Annotated in this window: 15 protein-coding genes; all 15 read left to right on the top strand. The window is 60.8% G+C overall.

The genetic code is table 11. From position 1 onward, the window contains the following. The first annotated feature begins 22 nt into the window (after positions 1-22). The 15 genes from ABIB44_RS08295 to ABIB44_RS08225 all read left to right on the top strand — a co-directional run bounded on the left by ABIB44_RS08295 (position 23) and on the right by ABIB44_RS08225 (position 17577). On the top strand, positions 23-1255 hold the full coding sequence (locus ABIB44_RS08295; RefSeq protein WP_354584173.1) for an FtsX-like permease family protein: 1233 nt from the start codon (positions 23-25) through the stop codon (positions 1253-1255). A 194-nt stretch (positions 1256-1449) separates the two neighbouring features. Then, a complete protein-coding gene (locus ABIB44_RS08290) occupies positions 1450-4428 on the top strand; it encodes a DEAD/DEAH box helicase (protein WP_354584172.1) in 2979 nt (992 codons plus the stop codon). A gap of 367 nt (positions 4429-4795) precedes the next feature. Next, positions 4796-5368, top strand: a complete 573-nt coding sequence (locus tag ABIB44_RS08285) for a CsgE family curli-type amyloid fiber assembly protein (protein ID WP_354584171.1) — start codon at positions 4796-4798, stop codon at positions 5366-5368. A gap of 42 nt (positions 5369-5410) precedes the next feature. Continuing rightward, complete coding sequence (locus ABIB44_RS08280) at positions 5411-5821, top strand: curli production assembly/transport component CsgF (protein WP_354584170.1); 411 nt, start codon at positions 5411-5413, stop codon at positions 5819-5821. Positions 5822-5868: 47 nt separating this feature from the next. Then, entirely contained in the window at positions 5869-7335 is a 1467-nt protein-coding gene (locus ABIB44_RS08275; protein WP_354584169.1) for a CsgG/HfaB family protein, read from the top strand. Between the two features lie 207 nt (positions 7336-7542). Continuing rightward, positions 7543-8238 carry a hypothetical protein gene (locus ABIB44_RS08270; RefSeq protein ID WP_354584168.1) on the top strand — a complete coding sequence of 232 codons (696 nt, stop codon included), beginning with the start codon at positions 7543-7545 and terminating at the stop codon, positions 8236-8238. Between the two features lie 145 nt (positions 8239-8383). Then, complete coding sequence (locus ABIB44_RS08265) at positions 8384-9001, top strand: hypothetical protein (RefSeq protein WP_354584167.1); 618 nt, start codon at positions 8384-8386, stop codon at positions 8999-9001. 49 nt (positions 9002-9050) lie between these two features. Beyond that, entirely contained in the window at positions 9051-9434 is a 384-nt protein-coding gene (gene csgH, locus ABIB44_RS08260; protein WP_354584166.1) for a curli-like amyloid fiber formation chaperone CsgH, read from the top strand. Positions 9435-9505: 71 nt separating this feature from the next. Further along, positions 9506-11020 (top strand): carboxypeptidase-like regulatory domain-containing protein, encoded by a 1515-nt coding sequence (locus tag ABIB44_RS08255; protein WP_354584165.1) that lies wholly within the window; start codon positions 9506-9508, stop codon positions 11018-11020. 39 nt (positions 11021-11059) lie between these two features. Then, a complete protein-coding gene (locus ABIB44_RS08250; RefSeq protein ID WP_354584164.1) occupies positions 11060-11500 on the top strand; it encodes an SRPBCC family protein in 441 nt (146 codons plus the stop codon). Between the two features lie 40 nt (positions 11501-11540). Continuing rightward, on the top strand, positions 11541-12740 hold the full coding sequence (locus ABIB44_RS08245; protein WP_354584163.1) for a class I SAM-dependent rRNA methyltransferase: 1200 nt from the start codon (positions 11541-11543) through the stop codon (positions 12738-12740). A 119-nt stretch (positions 12741-12859) separates the two neighbouring features. Then, positions 12860-14368 carry a 1-hydroxycarotenoid 3,4-desaturase CrtD gene (gene crtD, locus ABIB44_RS08240; RefSeq protein WP_354584162.1) on the top strand — a complete coding sequence of 503 codons (1509 nt, stop codon included), beginning with the start codon at positions 12860-12862 and terminating at the stop codon, positions 14366-14368. Between the two features lie 83 nt (positions 14369-14451). Continuing rightward, entirely contained in the window at positions 14452-15132 is a 681-nt protein-coding gene (locus tag ABIB44_RS08235) for a carotenoid biosynthesis protein (protein WP_354584161.1), read from the top strand. A 122-nt stretch (positions 15133-15254) separates the two neighbouring features. Next, positions 15255-15827, top strand: a complete 573-nt coding sequence (locus tag ABIB44_RS08230; RefSeq protein WP_354584160.1) for a hypothetical protein — start codon at positions 15255-15257, stop codon at positions 15825-15827. Between the two features lie 40 nt (positions 15828-15867). Beyond that, entirely contained in the window at positions 15868-17577 is a 1710-nt protein-coding gene (locus tag ABIB44_RS08225; RefSeq protein ID WP_354584159.1) for a M28 family metallopeptidase, read from the top strand. Positions 17578-17664 lie beyond the last annotated feature (87 nt).

Raw genomic sequence — 17664 nt, 5'->3', positions numbered from 1 at the left:
AAATCCGACGAATCCGTGATTTATGAATGTCCCCTTTCTCATTGCCCGGCGCTACTTCCGCTCCAAGAACAAGCGCAACATCATCACCATCATCTCCAACATTTCGATGATTGGAGTGGCGGTGGGCACGGCCGCGCTCATCATTGTGCTGTCGGTGTTCAATGGGCTGGAGGATTTGGTGCGCACGCTTTATGGTAAGTCCGACCCCAATCTGGTGATTTCGGCGGCCAAAGGCAAGGCTTTCGACGTGGACCGCACTTTTCTGGTGAAGCTGGAGAACACGCCCGGCGTGGCCCTGCTCACCCAGGTAATTGAGGACAACGCCCTGCTGCAATACCACGACCGCCAGATGGTGGTGAAGATGCGCGGCCTGAGCGATAACTACTTCGGCCAGAGTCAGATTGACGCCAACATTCGCGAGGGTGACCACCGCCTGCACCGCGACAGCCTCGACATTGCCCTGGTGGGCGCGGGCGTGCAGCACGAGCTCAGCATCACGCTCAACAACCGCCTCTCGCCCCTGCGCCTGCTGTACCCGCGCAACACGGCCGGCCGCAAAACCCTGAGCATGAACCCCGACGAGGCCTTCAACCAGGAAAGCCTGATTGCCGGCGGCGTGTTCCTCATCGAGCAGCACATCGACGACAGCTACATTTTCGTGCCCATTTCGTTTGCCCAGCGCCTGCTCGGCTACACTACCCGCCGCACTGCCCTCTACGTGAAAGTGGGCCAGAGCTTCGAGGTTGACCAGGTGAAGGAACAGCTGCGCAAGCAGTTGGGCCCGGAGTTCAAGGTGCAGGATTCGGATGAGCAGCACGTAAGCCTGTTCAAAGCCATCAAGGTCGAGAAGCTGTTTGTGTTCATCACCTTCACGCTGATTCTGCTCATCGCCTCGCTCAATATTTTCTTCTCCTTGTCGATGCTGGTTATTGACAAGAAGAAGGACATTTCGGTGCTGCTGGCCATGGGGGCCAACCAGCAGGCCGTGCGCCGTACGTTCCTCTACGTGGGGGCTATTGTGGCGCTGGTAGGGGCGGCGGTGGGGCTGCTCACGGGCGTAACGCTGTGCTGGCTGCAACAGCGGTTCGGGTTGGTAAGCATGGGCATGGCCACGAGCGTAGTTGAGTCGTACCCGGTGAAAATGCAGGTCTCGGACATTGTGTTCACCTGCGTTTCTATTATTGTCATCACGCTGGCCGTCAGCATCCGGCCCGCCCTCAATGCGGGCAATCTGGATTTGCGCGAGAACCTGTAGTCATCGCCGCTACTGCAGTGGCCACAACTGGCTGTTTATATGGCAGTAATCGGTTTTTATCGGGAAGGCCGGCCTAAAACGGGCCGGCCTTTTCTGGTTTTAGCACCACCAGCCCTCGTCAAAATCACAAAAAGTTATCGGTGCGTATTTCCATTTTCGGCCCTACCTTGCGCATTCCGCGAGCGTGCCCGGCTATGAAAGTATCTACTGCAGAACCTTTTCAAATCATTTACTCGCTGTTCGAACACGAGTGTCTGGGGCACCTGTTCGCGGCCTACGTGGTGCAGCTGGGCCCGCGCGGGCAGCTCACGCTTCAGCACCAAACGGTTTCGGGCAAAAACGTGCACGAGTTTGCCGCTGGCCTCGATGCGATTGATTTTGAGCTGGTTGCCCTTTGCGACCAGTTGCAGCAGGAAGCCGTGGTGAAGGAATTCTGGCCCCGCAAGATTGCCACGGCCGAGTTCTTCCTCAAAACCTATAACCCCGAAAAAGGCGACAAGCCTTTGCAGGAAGCCATTGCCCGCCACGTGCAAACTCGCATGGGGGCCGTACTGGCCCGCCTAGCCGGCAAGCAGGTGTTCATTATGGGCCGCGACGGCGAGCCGACGTGGAAGGAAATCGGCATGGCCCCGGCCAAGGCCTCCATCCTGTTCCACTTCCGGCGTAATGAGGAAGGCACGCACTACTTTCCCACTATTCAGTACCAGGGCCAGAAGCTCGATTTCCAGTACAAGGATGCCGTGCTAGTGTGCCTGCAGCCGGCCTGGCTGCTGCTCGGCGACTTGCTCTACACCTTCCGCACCGAGGTGGATGGGCGCAAGCTGCTGCCGTTTCTCAAGAAGAAATTTATTGTGGTACCCCGGCAGGTGGAGGAAAGCTATTTCCAAAAATTCGTGGCGCCGCTCATGGAGTCGTTCGAGGTGCATGCCCGGGGTTTTGATATTCGCTCGGAGCGTTTTGTGGCCCGGCCGCGCCTCACCTACACCGACGCCTTGCCCGCTGCCCCCCCGCCCGAAGCCCCCGTGCGCCCGCCCGGGCCGCCGCGCCGGGGCCGCATTCCGCAGCCCAAGCTGGCCGCGCCATTGCTTTCCGGAGCCGAAGCCGAGCAGATTCACTTCGAGCTTAGCTTTCGCTATGGGCCGCACCTCATGCCGCTGGGTACAAACAAGCCAGTGAGTGTGCACCTCGAAAAAACCCCCGAGAGCTATGTATTCCATCGCCTGCTGCGTAGTCCCGAGCAGGAGCAGGCAACCGTCGAAGCATTACACGCCCGCCGGCTGCTGGTCGAAAATGGCCAGGTGACCCTGCCAAAAAGCGAAGCCTTTAAGTGGCTGCACGACCATACCCCCGAGCTCACCGAGCTGGGCTACACCGTAGAAGCGGCTACCACGGCTACTAAAAACTACTTCATCGGGCCAACCAGCGTGCAAGTGGGCATTCAGGAAGCCGGCGACTGGTTCGATGTGCGCGGCACCGTGCACTTTGGCGATATTGAGGTACCGTTTATCCGGTTGCGCGGCCACATTTTGCAGCGGCGCCGCGAGTTCAAGCTGCCTAACGGCCAGATTGCCATTATCCCGGAGGAGTGGTTTACGGACTACCTCGAGCTGTTTGCCTTTGGCGAAGAAACCGCCGAGGGCCTGAACCTGCGCCGCCACCACCTGGCCCTGGTGGCCGACCTGCAGAGCAACGAGCTGGCCACCGTGCGCATGGGCCGCAAGCTGGCCAAGCTGCGCGACTTCGCCGAGGTGGAAGACCACCCCCTGCCCGTTGGGTTCCTGGGCGAGCTGCGGCCTTACCAAAAGGCCGGCTACAACTGGCTGCGCTTCGTGCAGGACTACCAGTTCGGCGGCTGCCTGGCCGACGACATGGGACTGGGCAAGACGATTCAGACGCTGGCCATGCTCCAGCATCGCCACGAAAGCGCCGACAACCACGGGGCCGCCTCGCTGCTGGTGCTCCCTACCTCGCTGGTGTACAACTGGCAGAGCGAGGCCGCTAAGTTCACGCCCGGCCTGCGTGTGCTGGCCTACACCGGCACCTACCGCGACAAAAACCCCGACCGCTTCGCCGATTACGACGTGGTGCTCACCAGCTATGGCATCGTGCGCCTCGATACCGAGCTGCTGGCCAGCTACAAGTTCGACTACGTGATTCTGGACGAGTCGCAGGCCATCAAAAATCCGTCGAGTACGACTTCGCAGGCGGTGCGGCAGCTGCGCTCGCGGCACCGGCTCATCCTTACGGGCACGCCGGTCGAGAACAGCACCATGGATTTATGGTCGCAGATGTCCTTCATCAACCCCGGACTGCTGGGCACGCAGGCGTTTTTTCGCAAGGAATTCCTCAAGCCCATCGAGAAAAACCAGGACGAAGGCCGCACCCGCCGCCTGCACGCGCTCATCAAGCCGTTCATTCTGCGCCGGCATAAGTCGCAGGTAGCCAAGGAGCTGCCGGCCAAAACCGAGCAGCTCAGCTACTGCCCAATGACGGAGGAGCAGGCCCATGCCTACGAGGAAACCAAGAGCTTCTACCGCAACAAGATTCTGCAGAATCTGGATGAGCACGGCACGGCCAGCACGCAGTTCCTGCTGCTGCAGGGCCTGACCCGGCTGCGACAGATTGCCAACCACCCCCGCCTGGCCGACGAGCACTACACCGGCGAGTCGGGCAAGCTGCGCGAGGTGCTGCGCATGTTGCGCAATGTGGTGGCCGAGGGCCACAAAGTTTTAGTTTTCAGTCAGTTTGTGCAGCACTTGGCCTTGGTGCGCGCCGCCCTCGATGAGCGCCAGATGCCCTACGCCTACCTCGACGGTGCCACCCGCGACCGCCCCGCCGAAGTAGCGCGCTTCCAGGAAGACGAAGAGCTGAAAATATTCCTTATCAGCCTGAAGGCCGGCGGCGTGGGCCTGAACCTGACCGCCGCCGACTACGTGTTCCTGCTCGACCCCTGGTGGAACCCCGCCGTGGAAGCCCAGGCCGTGGACCGGGCCCACCGCATCGGGCAGCAGCGGCCGGTGTTCACATACAAGTTCATCACCCAGAATACGGTTGAGGAAAAGATTCTGGCCCTGCAACGCCGCAAGCTCGCGCTGGTAAGCGAGCTCATCGCCACCGACGAAGCCGTAATGAAGCACCTCACCCGGGCCGATATTGAGGAACTGCTGAGCTAGCCCGAGTTTAAGGCTCAGGTAACTGCTACAGCCGAATGGCGAAAAGCTACTTGTCCATCGCGACCCATAGGCTGCCATCTGCGTACTTTGTTCGCCACCGTCCGGCTTAGTTGCGATGGTGTGCCGGCGCGCTCCTGTTTCTTTCGACGCTACCAGCCACCGCCAACCCTTGACAATTACGCACGAGCAGGCAGTGCTATTTTTTTCGGATTGAACAAAGATATAATTTAATTATTCTTGCATTTAATTTAAATAAACTATACGTTTGCTGTCCGCACTATGCCCTGCTGCTAACTCGGCTTAGTTTCCACCCTTTTTGGCCGGTACCACGATGACTAGTTGCCAAGCTGCTTTGCAACAATTGCCCGTGTCCTCTCGCAGGGCCACTTGGGCCGCCGTGGGCCGATTAAGCGTGTTGTTGGGGCTGGGCTGGCTCCTGGCCTGCCCGGCCCACGCCCAAAACCGGGGCCAGCAGGCCCTCCCCCGCCAAGCCACGGCTGCACCCGTTAGTACGCCCGCACCGCTTGCCCCGGCCAAACTAGAAGAGGCCCTGCGCCTTTTTCTGAAAGCCGACTCGGTAGCCAACCAGCAAAACTTACAACAGGGGGGCAGCGAGTCGCAGGGCCTGGTACTCGACCAAGCGGTAAGCAAACTGGGCCACGACTTCTACGACCAGTTTTACAGCACCTTCGAGGCCCCGATGGGTGTGGCCGACTACAATATCATCATCATTGAGCGGCCGTCGCGGGCCAATTCGTCGCTGGTAGCGGTCAGCGTCAACGATTCCGAGCTGCTGGAGCTGCCGCTGCCCACCCGCGCCGACCAGATGGAAGAAGTGGTAGCGGCTGCCGTGGAGGCAGCGCGGGGCTTTCTGCTCGAAGCCCTAAGCAACAGCCGCCAGCTCGAATCGGGCCACCGGGCCCCTCCCGAACGATTCTGACATGCTTAATACCTATTCCCCCATCCTTTTTTCTGCAATCCGATGAAACACATTTTCGCTCTGGTGCTGCTGTTTGCGCTAACTCATTCAGCTCATTCCCAAGATTTTACCTACCAAGCCAAAAATCCGGCTTTTGGGGGTGGCAACCCCTTCAACTATTCTTGGCTGCAAGCGTCAGCCACGGCCCAGAACAGCATCGCCGACCCGGTAAAACCCACCACTAGTCGCGACCCGCTGGCGGAGTTCGCCTCCAACCTTAACCAGCAGGTGCTGTCGCAGCTTACCAGCCGGCTCATCGGCTCGCAGTTTGGCACCGGGGCTATCAAGCCGGGCTCCTACAACGTGGGTGGCTACCAAGTTCAGGTGTCGCAGGGCTCGAGCGGCGTCGTCATTGTCGTCACCGACACCGGAACGGGCAATCAGACCACCGTCACTATTCCCAACGGGCTGTAGAACAAGTCATTATCTGGCTTATTCTCCCTCTTATTCCTTTTTCTGCAATGCTTTTCTCTCGACTGTTCCGGCTGGGCACCGCTTTGAGCTTGGCCGCGCTGGCTGGCTGCACGCCTTACCTGCACCAACACCTGCTGGCCACCCAGCCCGCCCGCCTGGGGGCCGAAGTAACTGCCAACTCGATGTGGCGCGGGCTACCAGCGCCCAAAACCAAGTCGGTAGTGGCTGTATACAAATTCCGCGACCAAACCGGCCAGTACAAGCCCACCGAAACCGGGGCCAGCTTCTCGACGGCCGTTACGCAGGGGGCTACCACTATTCTGTTGCGCGCGCTGGAAGAGTCGGGCTGGTTTGAGCCCATCGAGCGCGAAAACCTGGGCAACCTGCTTAACGAACGCAAAATCATCCGCTCGACCCGGGAGGAGTACGCGGCCCAGACCGGGAAGAAGCAACCTGCGCTGGCTCCGTTGCTGTTCGCTGGCATTATTCTGGAAGGCGGTATCGTTTCCTACGATTCCAACATTCTGACCGGCGGCGCGGGCCTGCGCTATTTCGGGGCCGGTGCCTCGGGCCAGTACCGGCAGGACCGGGTGACGGTGTACCTGCGGGCAATCAGTACCAACTCGGGCAAGATTTTCAAAACGGTTTACACCTCCAAAACCATTCTTTCGCAGCAGGTCGATGCCAGCCTGTTTCGCTTTGTGGACTTCAAGCGCCTGCTCGAAACGGAGACGGGCTTCACCTACAACGAACCCAGCGAGATGGCCGTGAAGGAGGCCATCGAGAAGGCCGTGGTAGCACTCATCTTCGAGGGCTTCGCCGAAAAACTCTGGACCCCGCGCGACTCAGCCGAGTACAACGGCTTGCCCATTCAGAACTACTTCTACGAGAAGAATAAAAACCTCGGCATTGATGTGCTGGGCCGCGAAACCCAGTTGCGCCGCTCGTCGCTGGCCGTGGGGGCCGATGCCTCAATTCAGCAGTATTCGGGCGACTACGCGCAGCCGTTGCGCCGCCCAGGGGCAGAGTTCACCCTGCACTACCAAGCTAATGCGTCCACCTCCTTATTCGTAAATGTTGGGGGCCTGCAATTGGCCGCAGGCCTAGGTGGGGCCTCTTTCAACCAAAAATTTGGTTACGCCGAGGCCGGACTACTATACCGGCTACTTCCCTATGACCGGTTTACGCCTTATGCCTTGCTGGGTGGCGGGGTCACGGGCCGTAACCAGTTGCGCGGGGCCTCACCGTTGCTGCCACATATAGTTGTGGGCGTGGGGGGCGAAATGCTTCTAACCCCGCACTTGGGCATCATCGCGGGCATCGATAACCACTATTATCTGACTGACCAACTCGACCAAGTGAGCACCGGCCGCTACAACGACTCTTACTTCTCGGGGCGGGCGGGGCTGGTGCTGTACCTAGGCAAAACGGCCCAAGAAAAGGCCTACGAGCAGATGGTTAAAGCCAGCACCCCTGTTACTGATAAAAGTTCAAACGCCAAGGGAGAGAAATAGATGAACACTATATTTAAAAAATTATTCATACTAAATATCCGTTAAACAACGTAAAAACACGATTTTATCACTTTGTGATTAATTATTTTAAATATAATCTTAGCTTACTATTGACATTTTGATTTTTAATAGTATCTTTGACATGTTCTTCCGGAGAGAGCAAGCTGCCAATTCAACCTTTACCTCACTTTTTTCTCATTCCTCATCATGAAAGCTCTGCAAAAACTTACCCTGATTGCCTTCGCCGTACTGTCGGCAGGCGTAGCTCAGGCCCAGAACCCCTGCGTCAACTGTGCACCGCCCGCTCGGCCCACTCCTCCCGCTCTCCGCGACCCCGGCTGCCTCACCTGCGGCGCTACGGCCAACAACTTTATTACCGTGGCCGGCCAGGCCACCCGCGCGCTGGGAGCTACCGACAACTTCTCGAACGTTTTTCAGAACGGTGAGCTGCAGTATGCCTGCGTAGACCAGGCCGGTCCTGGTAACTCCGCTGTTATCAACCAGAACGCCCAGAATGACCCCTCCGACTTCGGCAACAACGCCTGGACGACGCAGGTGAACAACGGCGTAGGTAGCGCCGGCCGCAACATGGCTTACTCCGAGCAGACCGGCGACCGCAACATCATTGTGCAGAACCAGACCGGCACCGGCAACCAGGCCCGCGCTCGTCAGGGAGACCAGGACTTCGACGTGTCGTACCAGGACCAGACTGGTTACCGCAACCAGGCTTACTCGGACCAGGATGGTGCCTTCAGCCAGTATTCGCTGCAGATTCAGAAAGGCAGCGGAGCCTACCCCGTGGGCCACGACAACTACTCGACCGTTACGCAGCGTTCGTTCGGTGCCTACAGCACCACGGTGCAGGAAGGCATAAACAATACGGTGGCTGTATACCAGCACTAAGCAGGAGCTGAAAGCCCACGGCCGTAGCCGTGGGCCAACCTGAACCAATGCTGCCGGGCTGCGGACGGACCTCCGGGCCGCTCACAGCCCGGCAGCATTGGTTCAGACTCTCCGGCAAGTCTTATTCTTCTTAGCCCTTTCGACCATGAAACACTTCCTCATTCTGTGCATCAGCGGCTTAAGTGTCGCCTTGGTACCGCAGCTGGCTCAGGCCCAAGCGGCAACCAGTACGGCTCAGCAGCTGGTGGAAGAAATCGGTCTCGAACGCCTAACGCGCACGACCAACGCATTGTCGCCCGCCGCCGCCCGCACGCTGAGCGTGCTGCGGCAAACCGGCAACGATAACCTGGCCAACATTGAGCAGGTGACGCTGGGCACGGTGCCCAACCAAGCGCTCATTGTACAGGCCGGCAGCGCCAACATCGCCGATTTCAAGCAGTACGGCAACGGTAACTCGGCCACGCTCATCCTCAACGGCGACCGCAACACCGGCAACGTAGACCAGCGCCAGACGAGCAATTCATTCGAAAGCGACATTCTGGGCAACCGCAACACCGTGAACCTGCTGCAGGATGGCAGCAACAACCGCTCGGTGCTGAACGCTGAGGGTAACAACCGCACCTACGGCGTTACGCAGGTAGGCAACAACAACAACCTGGTGCAGCAGGAAGGGCTCAGCTCATCGGCTCCCCGGGGCTATAACATAGAGATGCGCGGCAGCGGCATTAACATGACCATCACGCAGGGCCGGGTGCAACCCTGATTCGCAACGAACTCACCAACGGCAGTTTACTGCCTTTTTTTTCCGAGCTATGAAACGCGTCCCGCTGGTGCTGGCAACTTTGTTGATGCCAACCGGCGGGACGTTTGCGCAGGCTCCGGTCCCATGTCAGGCCCGCATCGAGCTGATGCAGCACGACCAGCTGCTCACCGTGACCGGGCACTGCCGTAGCCTGCTGCCCACTGCGGCCCGCTACCGCTACCAGCTGCTGGTAGTACGCCAAAGCCCAAGTGGCCGCTCGCAAAGCACTCAGGGCGGCGAGTTCGACCTGGCTCCACAGCAGGAAGTCCGGCTGTCGGAAGTACGGGTAAGCGTGCTGGGTCGCGACCAGTACCGAGCCCTGCTCCTCGTTATCGACCAGCAGGGGCGAGTAGTAGCGCGCGATTCGGCGGAACAAAAAACGACTTCGCATTAACGAATCACTCATTTTTTCCATAATTTTCCTATCTTTCCCCCTTATTTACCCCGCCCTTTTTTTCTGCTATCATGAGAGTCGGTTTACTGCTAATGGCGGCCTGGGCCGTGCTACTGGGTGCGCTGAGTAGCTGCGAAGACGTTTCCGTTCAGCCCACAACCTTCGGCAAAGTTGCTGTAACGGTGCTCGATGCGCGCACCAATCAGCCATTACCAAATACGGGCATCAGCACCAATCCGGCCACCGGCTCGTACGTTACCGATGCCCAGGGCAAGCTAACCATCAGCGACCTGCCGGCCGGGCTGGTCGCCATTACGGCACGGCGCACGGGCTACACCCAACTGACCACCAATGTTAACATCACCAGCGACCAGACTCAGTCCATTGTCCTTCAGCTGGAAAAGCCGACCAATGCGGCCGCGCCCAACGCCCCGGTGCGCCCCGGCCCCGCCAGCGGGGCTACCGGCCAGCCCAGCGATGTGGCCCTGAGCTGGCACCCCAGCGGTGCGAACAAGGCCGACTCGCTGCGCTACGACGTTATTCTTTTTGAGAGCAATAACCTGAACCAGCGCACGCTACTCACCAACTCGAAGGATACGGTGGTGGTGGCCACGGGCCTGCTTTATAACACAACTTACTACTGGCAGGTAACGGTCCGCAACCCCGCCGGGGCCAGCGCCCGCAGTCCGGTCTGGAGCTTCCAAACTGGGCCGCTGCCCGACAACCGCTACCTGTTTGCGCGTACTTCGGCCGGCAATACCGACGTTTATTCGTCGGATAACATGGGTGGCGGCCTAGTGCGACTAACTACCTCGTCGGCCGTGGAAACGGCCCCGCAGCTGAGCCCGCTGCGCGACATTGTGGCCTACACTTCGAATGCCACGGGCCAGTACCAGCTGTACACCATGAACCGCGACGGCTCGAACCAGCGCCAGATTACGGCGTTGTCGGTGGAAGGCTACAGCAACGCGGGCGTGGGCTACCGCTGGTCGCCGGACGGGGCGCAGCTGATTTACGCGCACTACGACCAGTTGTACCGCATCAACCGCGACGGTTCAGGGCTGATGCTGCTGGCCACCGCCCCGGCCGGCCGCCACTTTCGCGAGTGCGACTGGACATCGCAGGGCAACCGGCTGGTCGTGCAGACCATTGGGTCTAATCCCTTTGACTCTGAGCTTTACCTCTACAACGTGGACGGCACCAACCCGGTACTGTTCGTGAGCAACCTGCCCGGCCGCGTCGACTCGCCCAGCTTCAGCATCGACGGTACCCGCATCGTGTATACGCGCGACGTGGCGGGCTTCAATAGCCCGGCGGGCCGGCAGCTCGATTCGCACATCTTCATTCAGCGCGTGGACGGCACGGGCACTCCGGTCGATGTGTCGGCTGGCACTGGAGTAAATAATAATAATAAGATTACCGGCACCAACGACCTGACGCCTCGCTACTCGCCCGATGGCTTCCGGCTGATTTTCGTAAACCGCGTTAACGATGACCTCAGCCCACCCGAGCTTTGGACGGCCACCCTTGACGGGACCAGCCGCGCAAAGATTATCACCAACGCTTTTTTGCCCGACTGGAAATAAGCCGCTGAACCAACATCACCCGGCCGGGTTATCAGGGCTATGCGCGTAGTACTTGGCACCTCCGTTTCACAAGCGCCCGCCCAGGTGATGGCCGGCTTCACCCGGGCGCTGTTTGTGGCGCTGGCCCCGCCGTTCCCGAAGCTGCGGGTGCTGCGCTTCGATGGCTGCCGGACCGGCGACAAGGTGGAAATTGAGCTGGATACCGTGGTGAAGCGCCTGCCCTGGACTTCGCTGATAACGGACGATGGTGTACGGCCCGACGGCACCCACTTCTTCATCGACGAAGGCCAGGTGCTGCCACCGCCTCTGCGCTTCTGGCGGCACCACCACCGCATCGAGCCCGGCCCGGCCGGTGGCAGCGTTATTGTGGACGACCTGGAGTACCGCACCGCCTCGCGCCTGCTCGATGTGCTGCTGTACCCGGCCATGTGGGCACAGTTTGCCTGGCGAAAGCCCATTTACCGGCGCTGGTTTAAGTAGGGTGGGCAGCCCCGGCGCGGAGCCGTACCTTTGCTGGCCTATGCCGAACGCCACCACCATCGTCCTCAAAAACGGAAAAGACCACAGCCTGCGCCGCCGCCACCCTTGGGTGTTTTCGGGCGCTATCGCCCGCGTGCTGGGCGAGCCCAGCGAGGGCGAACCCGTGCGCGTCGAAGCCATCAACGGTGAGCTGCTGGGCGTGGGCCACTTCTCGGGCGGCGGCTCCATTGCCGTGCGCATGCTGGACTTTGGTCCCGAGGCCGAGCTGCCCACCGCCAAGTATTGGGAAGACAAGCTGGGCAATGCCTTCCGCCTGCGCCAGCGGCTGGGCCTGACGGGCACCGCCGACACCAACGTATTCCGCCTCGTACACGCCGAGGGCGACGGCCTACCCGGCCTCATCATCGACGTGTATGGCGATACGGCCGTGGTGCAGGCCCACAGTGTGGGCATGTACCGCGCCCGCCCCGAAATCGCGGCCGCGCTGCAGGTAGTATTTGGTGATAAGCTGCGGGCTATTTATGACAAGAGCGCCGAAACCGTGCCCGGCAACGCCGTGCCCGATGCCAAAAACGGCTACCTGTTTGGCGAAAGCTCGGGCACCGAGCACGTGGTGATGGAAAACGGCCACCAGTTTGCCGTGGACTGGGAAACCGGCCAAAAAACCGGTTTCTTCATCGACCAGCGCGACAACCGGGCGCTGCTGGCCCGCTACTCGCCGGGCCGCAAGGTGCTTAACACCTTCTGCTATACCGGCGGTTTTTCGGTATACGCGCTGGAGGCCGGGGCCGAGCTGGTGCATTCCGTTGATTCGAGCAAAAAAGCCATCGCCCTGACCGAGCGCAACGCCGAGCTGAGCCAGCACGCCGACCGCCACGCCGCCTACCCCGACGACGTGCTGGGCTTCCTGAAAAACCACTCGGCCCAGTATGATTTGCTGGTGCTCGACCCACCGGCATTTGCCAAGCACATGGGCGCACGCCACGCCGCCCTGATGGGCTACAAGCGCCTGAATATGGCCGGCATTGCGCACCTCGCGCCGGGCGGGCTGCTGTTCACGTTCAGCTGCTCACAGGTGGTGAGCCCCGAGCTGTTTGAGGGCGCGGTACTGGCGGCGGCCATCGAGGCCGGGCGGCCGGCGCGCATCCTGCACCGCCTCACCCAGCCGGCCGACCATCCGGTAAGTCTGTTCCACCCGGAAGGCGCATACCTGAAAGGGCTGGTGCTGGCCGTGGAATAAGCTGCTTGAGCGATAAAGCGGCGCTTCGGGGCAGACCAAAAACGTCTGCTCCGGAGCGCCGCTTTATTTTTGGCAGCTTCGGCTAAACTTCTCCCCCCGCTACAACGGTTAGCAGTGCAGTGTTTAAGAAAAAGACAACCAAAATCGCGTCCTCCCGGCAGCCCGTGGCCATCATCGGGGCGGGCATTGCGGGGCTGGCCACGGCGGCGCGGCTGGCCGTGGCCGGGCACCCGGTCACGGTTTTCGAGGCCGGGCCCACATTCGGGGGTAAGATGCACCAGTTTGCGCTGCCCGGCGGGTACCGGTTCGATGCCGGGCCGTCGCTGTTCACGCTGCCGCAGCTGGTGGACGATATTTTCCGGCTGGCCCACCGCGAGCCAAGCGACTACTTCCGGTACGAGCGGCTCGACCCCATCACCAACTACTTTTTTGCCGACGGCACCCGCCTCACGGCCTGGGCCGACGCGGCAAAATTCGCGGCGGAAGTAGAAGCGAAGCTGGGCACGCCGGCGGCCGCCGTTACCGATTTTCTGACGCGCGCCGGGAAGGCTTACGACGCCACGGCGGGCACGTTCCTGCACAAGTCGCTGCACAAGGCCGGCACTTATTTCAGCCCCGAAACGCTGAAGGCCGTAGCCGCCCTGCCACAGCTGGGCCTGCTGGGCACCATGCACCAGCGCCACGAGCAGGCCTTTGGCCGCGACCCGCGTCTCGTGCAGCTCTTCGACCGCTATGCCACCTACAACGGCTCGGACCCGTACCAGGCCCCCGCCACGCTGAGCATGATTCCGCACCTGGAGCACGGTATTGGCGCTTTCTACCCCGAGGGCGGCATATATGCTATTGCCGCGAGCCTGCACCGGCTGGCCGAGGAGTTCGGCGTGAAGTTCCGCTACAACGAGGCGGTGGAGGAAATTACCGTGGCCGATGGCCGCGTGACGGGCCTGCGCACGGCGCAGGACGTGTACGACTTCGGCCGGGTGGTGAGCAACATGGACGTAGTGCCCACCTACCGCCGCCTGCTGCCCCACGAGCCCGCCCCCGAGCGCACCCTGAGCCAGCCCCGCTCCTCCTCGGCGCTGCTTTTTTATTGGGGCATCGCCCGGGAGTTTCCCGAGCTGGACCTACATAATATCTTCTTTTCGGAAGATTACCGTCGCGAGTTCCAGGCTATTTTCGAGGAGCAGACCGTGGCCGATGATGTGACGGTGTACGTAAACGTCACCTCGAAAAAAACGCCCGCTGATGCCCCGCCCGGCCACGAAAACTGGTTTGTGATGGTGAACGTGCCCCACGACCAGGGCCAGGACTGGGCGACCCTGGCGCAGCAAACCCGGGCCGCTGTGGTCCGTAAGCTGAGCCAGGCGCTGGGCACTGCCATTGAGCCGCTCATCGTGGCCGAAAAAATCTGGACGCCGCCCGGCATCGCGGCCGACACGTCGTCGTTTGGCGGGGCGCTCTACGGCAGCTCCAGCAACAACGCGCTGGCGGCATTTTTGCGGCACCCAAATTTTTCGGGGCGGCTCGATGGGCTGTACTTTTGCGGCGGCTCGGTGCACCCGGGCGGCGGCATTCCGCTGTGCCTGCTATCGGCCAAAATCGTTTCGTCTCTTATCAATGAGCAATGAGCAATGAACAATGAGCAAGAACCGGGTAGCTACTGATGCCACCTCATTGCTCACCGTTCATTGTTCGTCGTTCATTCCTTCATATGCTTGATTACACCGAGCCGCTCGCGGCCGCCAGTACCCGCCGGCTGCGCGTGGCCCAGGGATTGGTACTGCTGTTCCACGTCACGGGCTTCGTGGGGCTGGCCTTTTCCCACGACCCGGGCTTCTACCTGCGGTTCACCCCCCTCACGCTCGGGCTCACGGCGCTGCTGCTGCTGTGGTTTCAGCCGGGCCGCGACGCCAGCTTCTGGGGCTTTTGCCTTACGGTAGTGCTGCTGGGTTTCGGGGCCGAGTTCGTGGGCGTGAACACGGGCAAGCTGTTCGGGCACTATACCTACGGCGACACCCTGGGCTTCAAGCTTTTCAACCAGCAGCCCTTTAGCGGAGTGCCGCCCATGATTGGCCTGAACTGGCTGGTGCTCACCTACCTGTGCGGCATGCTAGTACGCTACCTGCCGCTGGGCGAGCTAGTCCGCACGCTGCTGGCCGCCGCCCTCATGGTGGGCTTCGATGCCTGCCTGGAGCCCGTGGCCGGGCAGTTCGACTTCTGGCACTGGTCGGCGGGCGTGATACCGTTTCAGAACTTCCGCGATTGGTTTATCTTCGCCTGCATTCTGCAAATGCTGTTCAACCGCACCACCTTTGCCAAGCGCAACCCACTGGTGCCGGTAGTATACCTCACGCAGCTGCTATTCTTCTTTTTACTGGGCGTGCTGAAATAAATTCGGGCGTTGAACCACGACTGCGCCAAAATTGTCTGGCAGCCGCACCCCGTAGCGCTATTATTTCCATTACAGTACCTATGCCCGATTTTACGCCTTTGCCAGCCTCATTAGAAGGTGCCATGCCCGTTTTTTATCTGCATGGTCTGGCTGCCGCCACCGATACCAAGCTGGCGGCTGCCCTGGGCATGACTTCCGCTGCCCTGCTGGCCCAGTTTCCGAGCCGGGAGTTGCTGGTGCACCACGCCATGCTGGCCGACCTTGAGCGGCAAAAGCGGGAGCACACGGAGCTGTACGCGGAGTTTACCACGGCCGTTGAGCGACTTTATGGCCTATTGCGCCTGGGTCTGCGCGATTTGATGAAGGTATCAGGCACCTTCTATGGCGAGTTACAGACCGGCTACTCCCAAACCTGGGAGGCGGTGCTCGACCACCTCAATACGTACTCGGCTCCGCAGCTGCAACAGCTGCTCAACGACGGCATCCGGGCCAAGCTGTTCCGCTCCGATATCAACATTCAGCTCGTGACCAAGATTATTCTGGAGCAGCTGAACATGATGCTGAACCCGCTGACTTTCCCGCCCGAGCGGTTTAGCCCAGCCGAAGTTTTCCGTAGCATCTTCCTGTACTACATTCGCGGCATCTGCACCGATGAAGGCGCGCGGATTGCGGCCGAGCATTTTGCCCGGCTGTAGGCAGCTCCGGCGTCGCGGCCGGGGGTAACTCTCTGTACGGATGCGATTATCAATAGTACGTGGCTGGCTGGTGCCGGCCGCCATGGGCCTGCTGCTGGCAGCCTGCCAAGGCAAAAGGTCGGAAACGGCTAAAACTACCGCCGATACCGAAGCGGCCCCCACCGACACGGCCAGCGTAGCGGCCCCCAACGACGGCATCACGCCCGCGCTCATCGCGCAGCACATCAAGGTGCTGGCTTCGGATGAGTACCAGGGCCGGCGGCCGTTCACGGCGGGCGAGGAGAAAGCCACGGCTTATCTGGCTTCGGAATTTAAGAAGCTGGGCCTGCAGCCCGGCGCGAATGGCTCGTACTTCCAGGCAGTGCCGCTGGTAGAAATCGCGGGCAAGCCCGACTCGATTGCCACGGTGACGGGCAACGGCAAAACCCTGCGCCTGAAATACCGCGATGACTTTATGTTCCTGACCGAGCAGGAAAAGCCGGTGGTCGACATCAAGAATTCGCCGCTGGTGTTTGCCGGCTACGGCGTGACGGCCCCCGAGTACCAATGGGACGACTACGCCGGCCTCGACGTGAAGGGTAAGACGGTGGTAGTGCTCATCAACGACCCCGGCAACGCGGGCAACGACACCACGATGTTCAAGGGCAAGGCCATGACGTACTACGGCCGCTGGGGCTACAAGTACGAGGAGGCCGCGCGCCACGGTGCCACCGGCCTGCTCATCATTCACGACACCAAACCGGCCTCCTACCCCTGGACGGTGGTGCAGAGCAGCAACGGCGGGGCCAAGCTGCACCCCCAAACGCCCGACCACGGGGCCAGCAAAGTGGCCCTGGAGGGCTGGATGACGCTGGATGCGGCCAAGCGCCTCTTCACGGCCGCTGGCCAGAATTACAACGAAGCCTACACCGCTGCCAATCAGCGCGGCTTTAAAGGCAAGGCGCTGGGCCTGAGCATTAGCACCACCATCCACAACAAAATCACGCGCAAGACTTCGAAAAACGTGGTAGCCGTGCTGCCCGGCACTACCCGCCCGAAGGAGTACATCATCTATTCGGCGCACTGGGACCACCTGGGCGTGGGCAAAGCCATTGCCGGCGACTCGATTTACAACGGCGCGCTCGACAACGCCAGCGGCTGCGCTGGCCTGCTGGCCATTGCCACGGCCTTCAAGCAGGCGCAGGAGAAGCCGCAGCGCAGCATCGTGTTTCTGGCCGTGACCGGCGAGGAGCAGGGCCTGCTGGGCTCCGACTACTACGCCCAGCACCCGCTGTTCCCGGTGAAAAACACGGTGGCCGACATCAACATGGACGAGCTGCTGGCCTTCGGGCCGATGCGCGATGTGACCATCGTGGGCTATGGCCAGTCGGAGCTGGACGACTACGCCCGTGCCGCCGCCAAGGAGCAGAACCGCTACGTCATCCCCTTCCAGCACTCCGAAACGGGCAGCTTCTATCGCTCCGACCACTTCAGCTTCGCCAAAGTGGGCATTCCGGCGCTCTACGCCAGCGGGCAGTTCGACAGCCGACTGCACGGCAAGGCCTTCGCCGAAAAGCAGCGCAAGGACTTCGAGGAGAAAGCCTACCACCAGCCCGCCGACCAATACGACCCCGCCTGGGACCTGCGCGGCGCGGCCGAAGATGCCCGCCTGATGTTCCGCGTGGGCCAGAAACTGGCCGGCGAAACCACCTTTCCGAAGTGGAAAGACGGTTCGGAGTTCAAGGCCACACGGGAGAAGAGCGGGCGGTGATGTAGCGCGGGCGGCCTGTCACGCTGAATACAAGGAAGCACCTTATTACGCTTGAACAAATCGTTCGACCGTGATAAGGTGCTTCCC

The organism is Hymenobacter sp. UYCo722 (assembly GCF_040547115.1).
Taxonomy (GTDB): domain Bacteria; phylum Bacteroidota; class Bacteroidia; order Cytophagales; family Hymenobacteraceae; genus Hymenobacter.
Note: the sequence above shows the minus strand (reverse complement) of the source record. Positions and strands in the feature narration are given on the sequence as shown.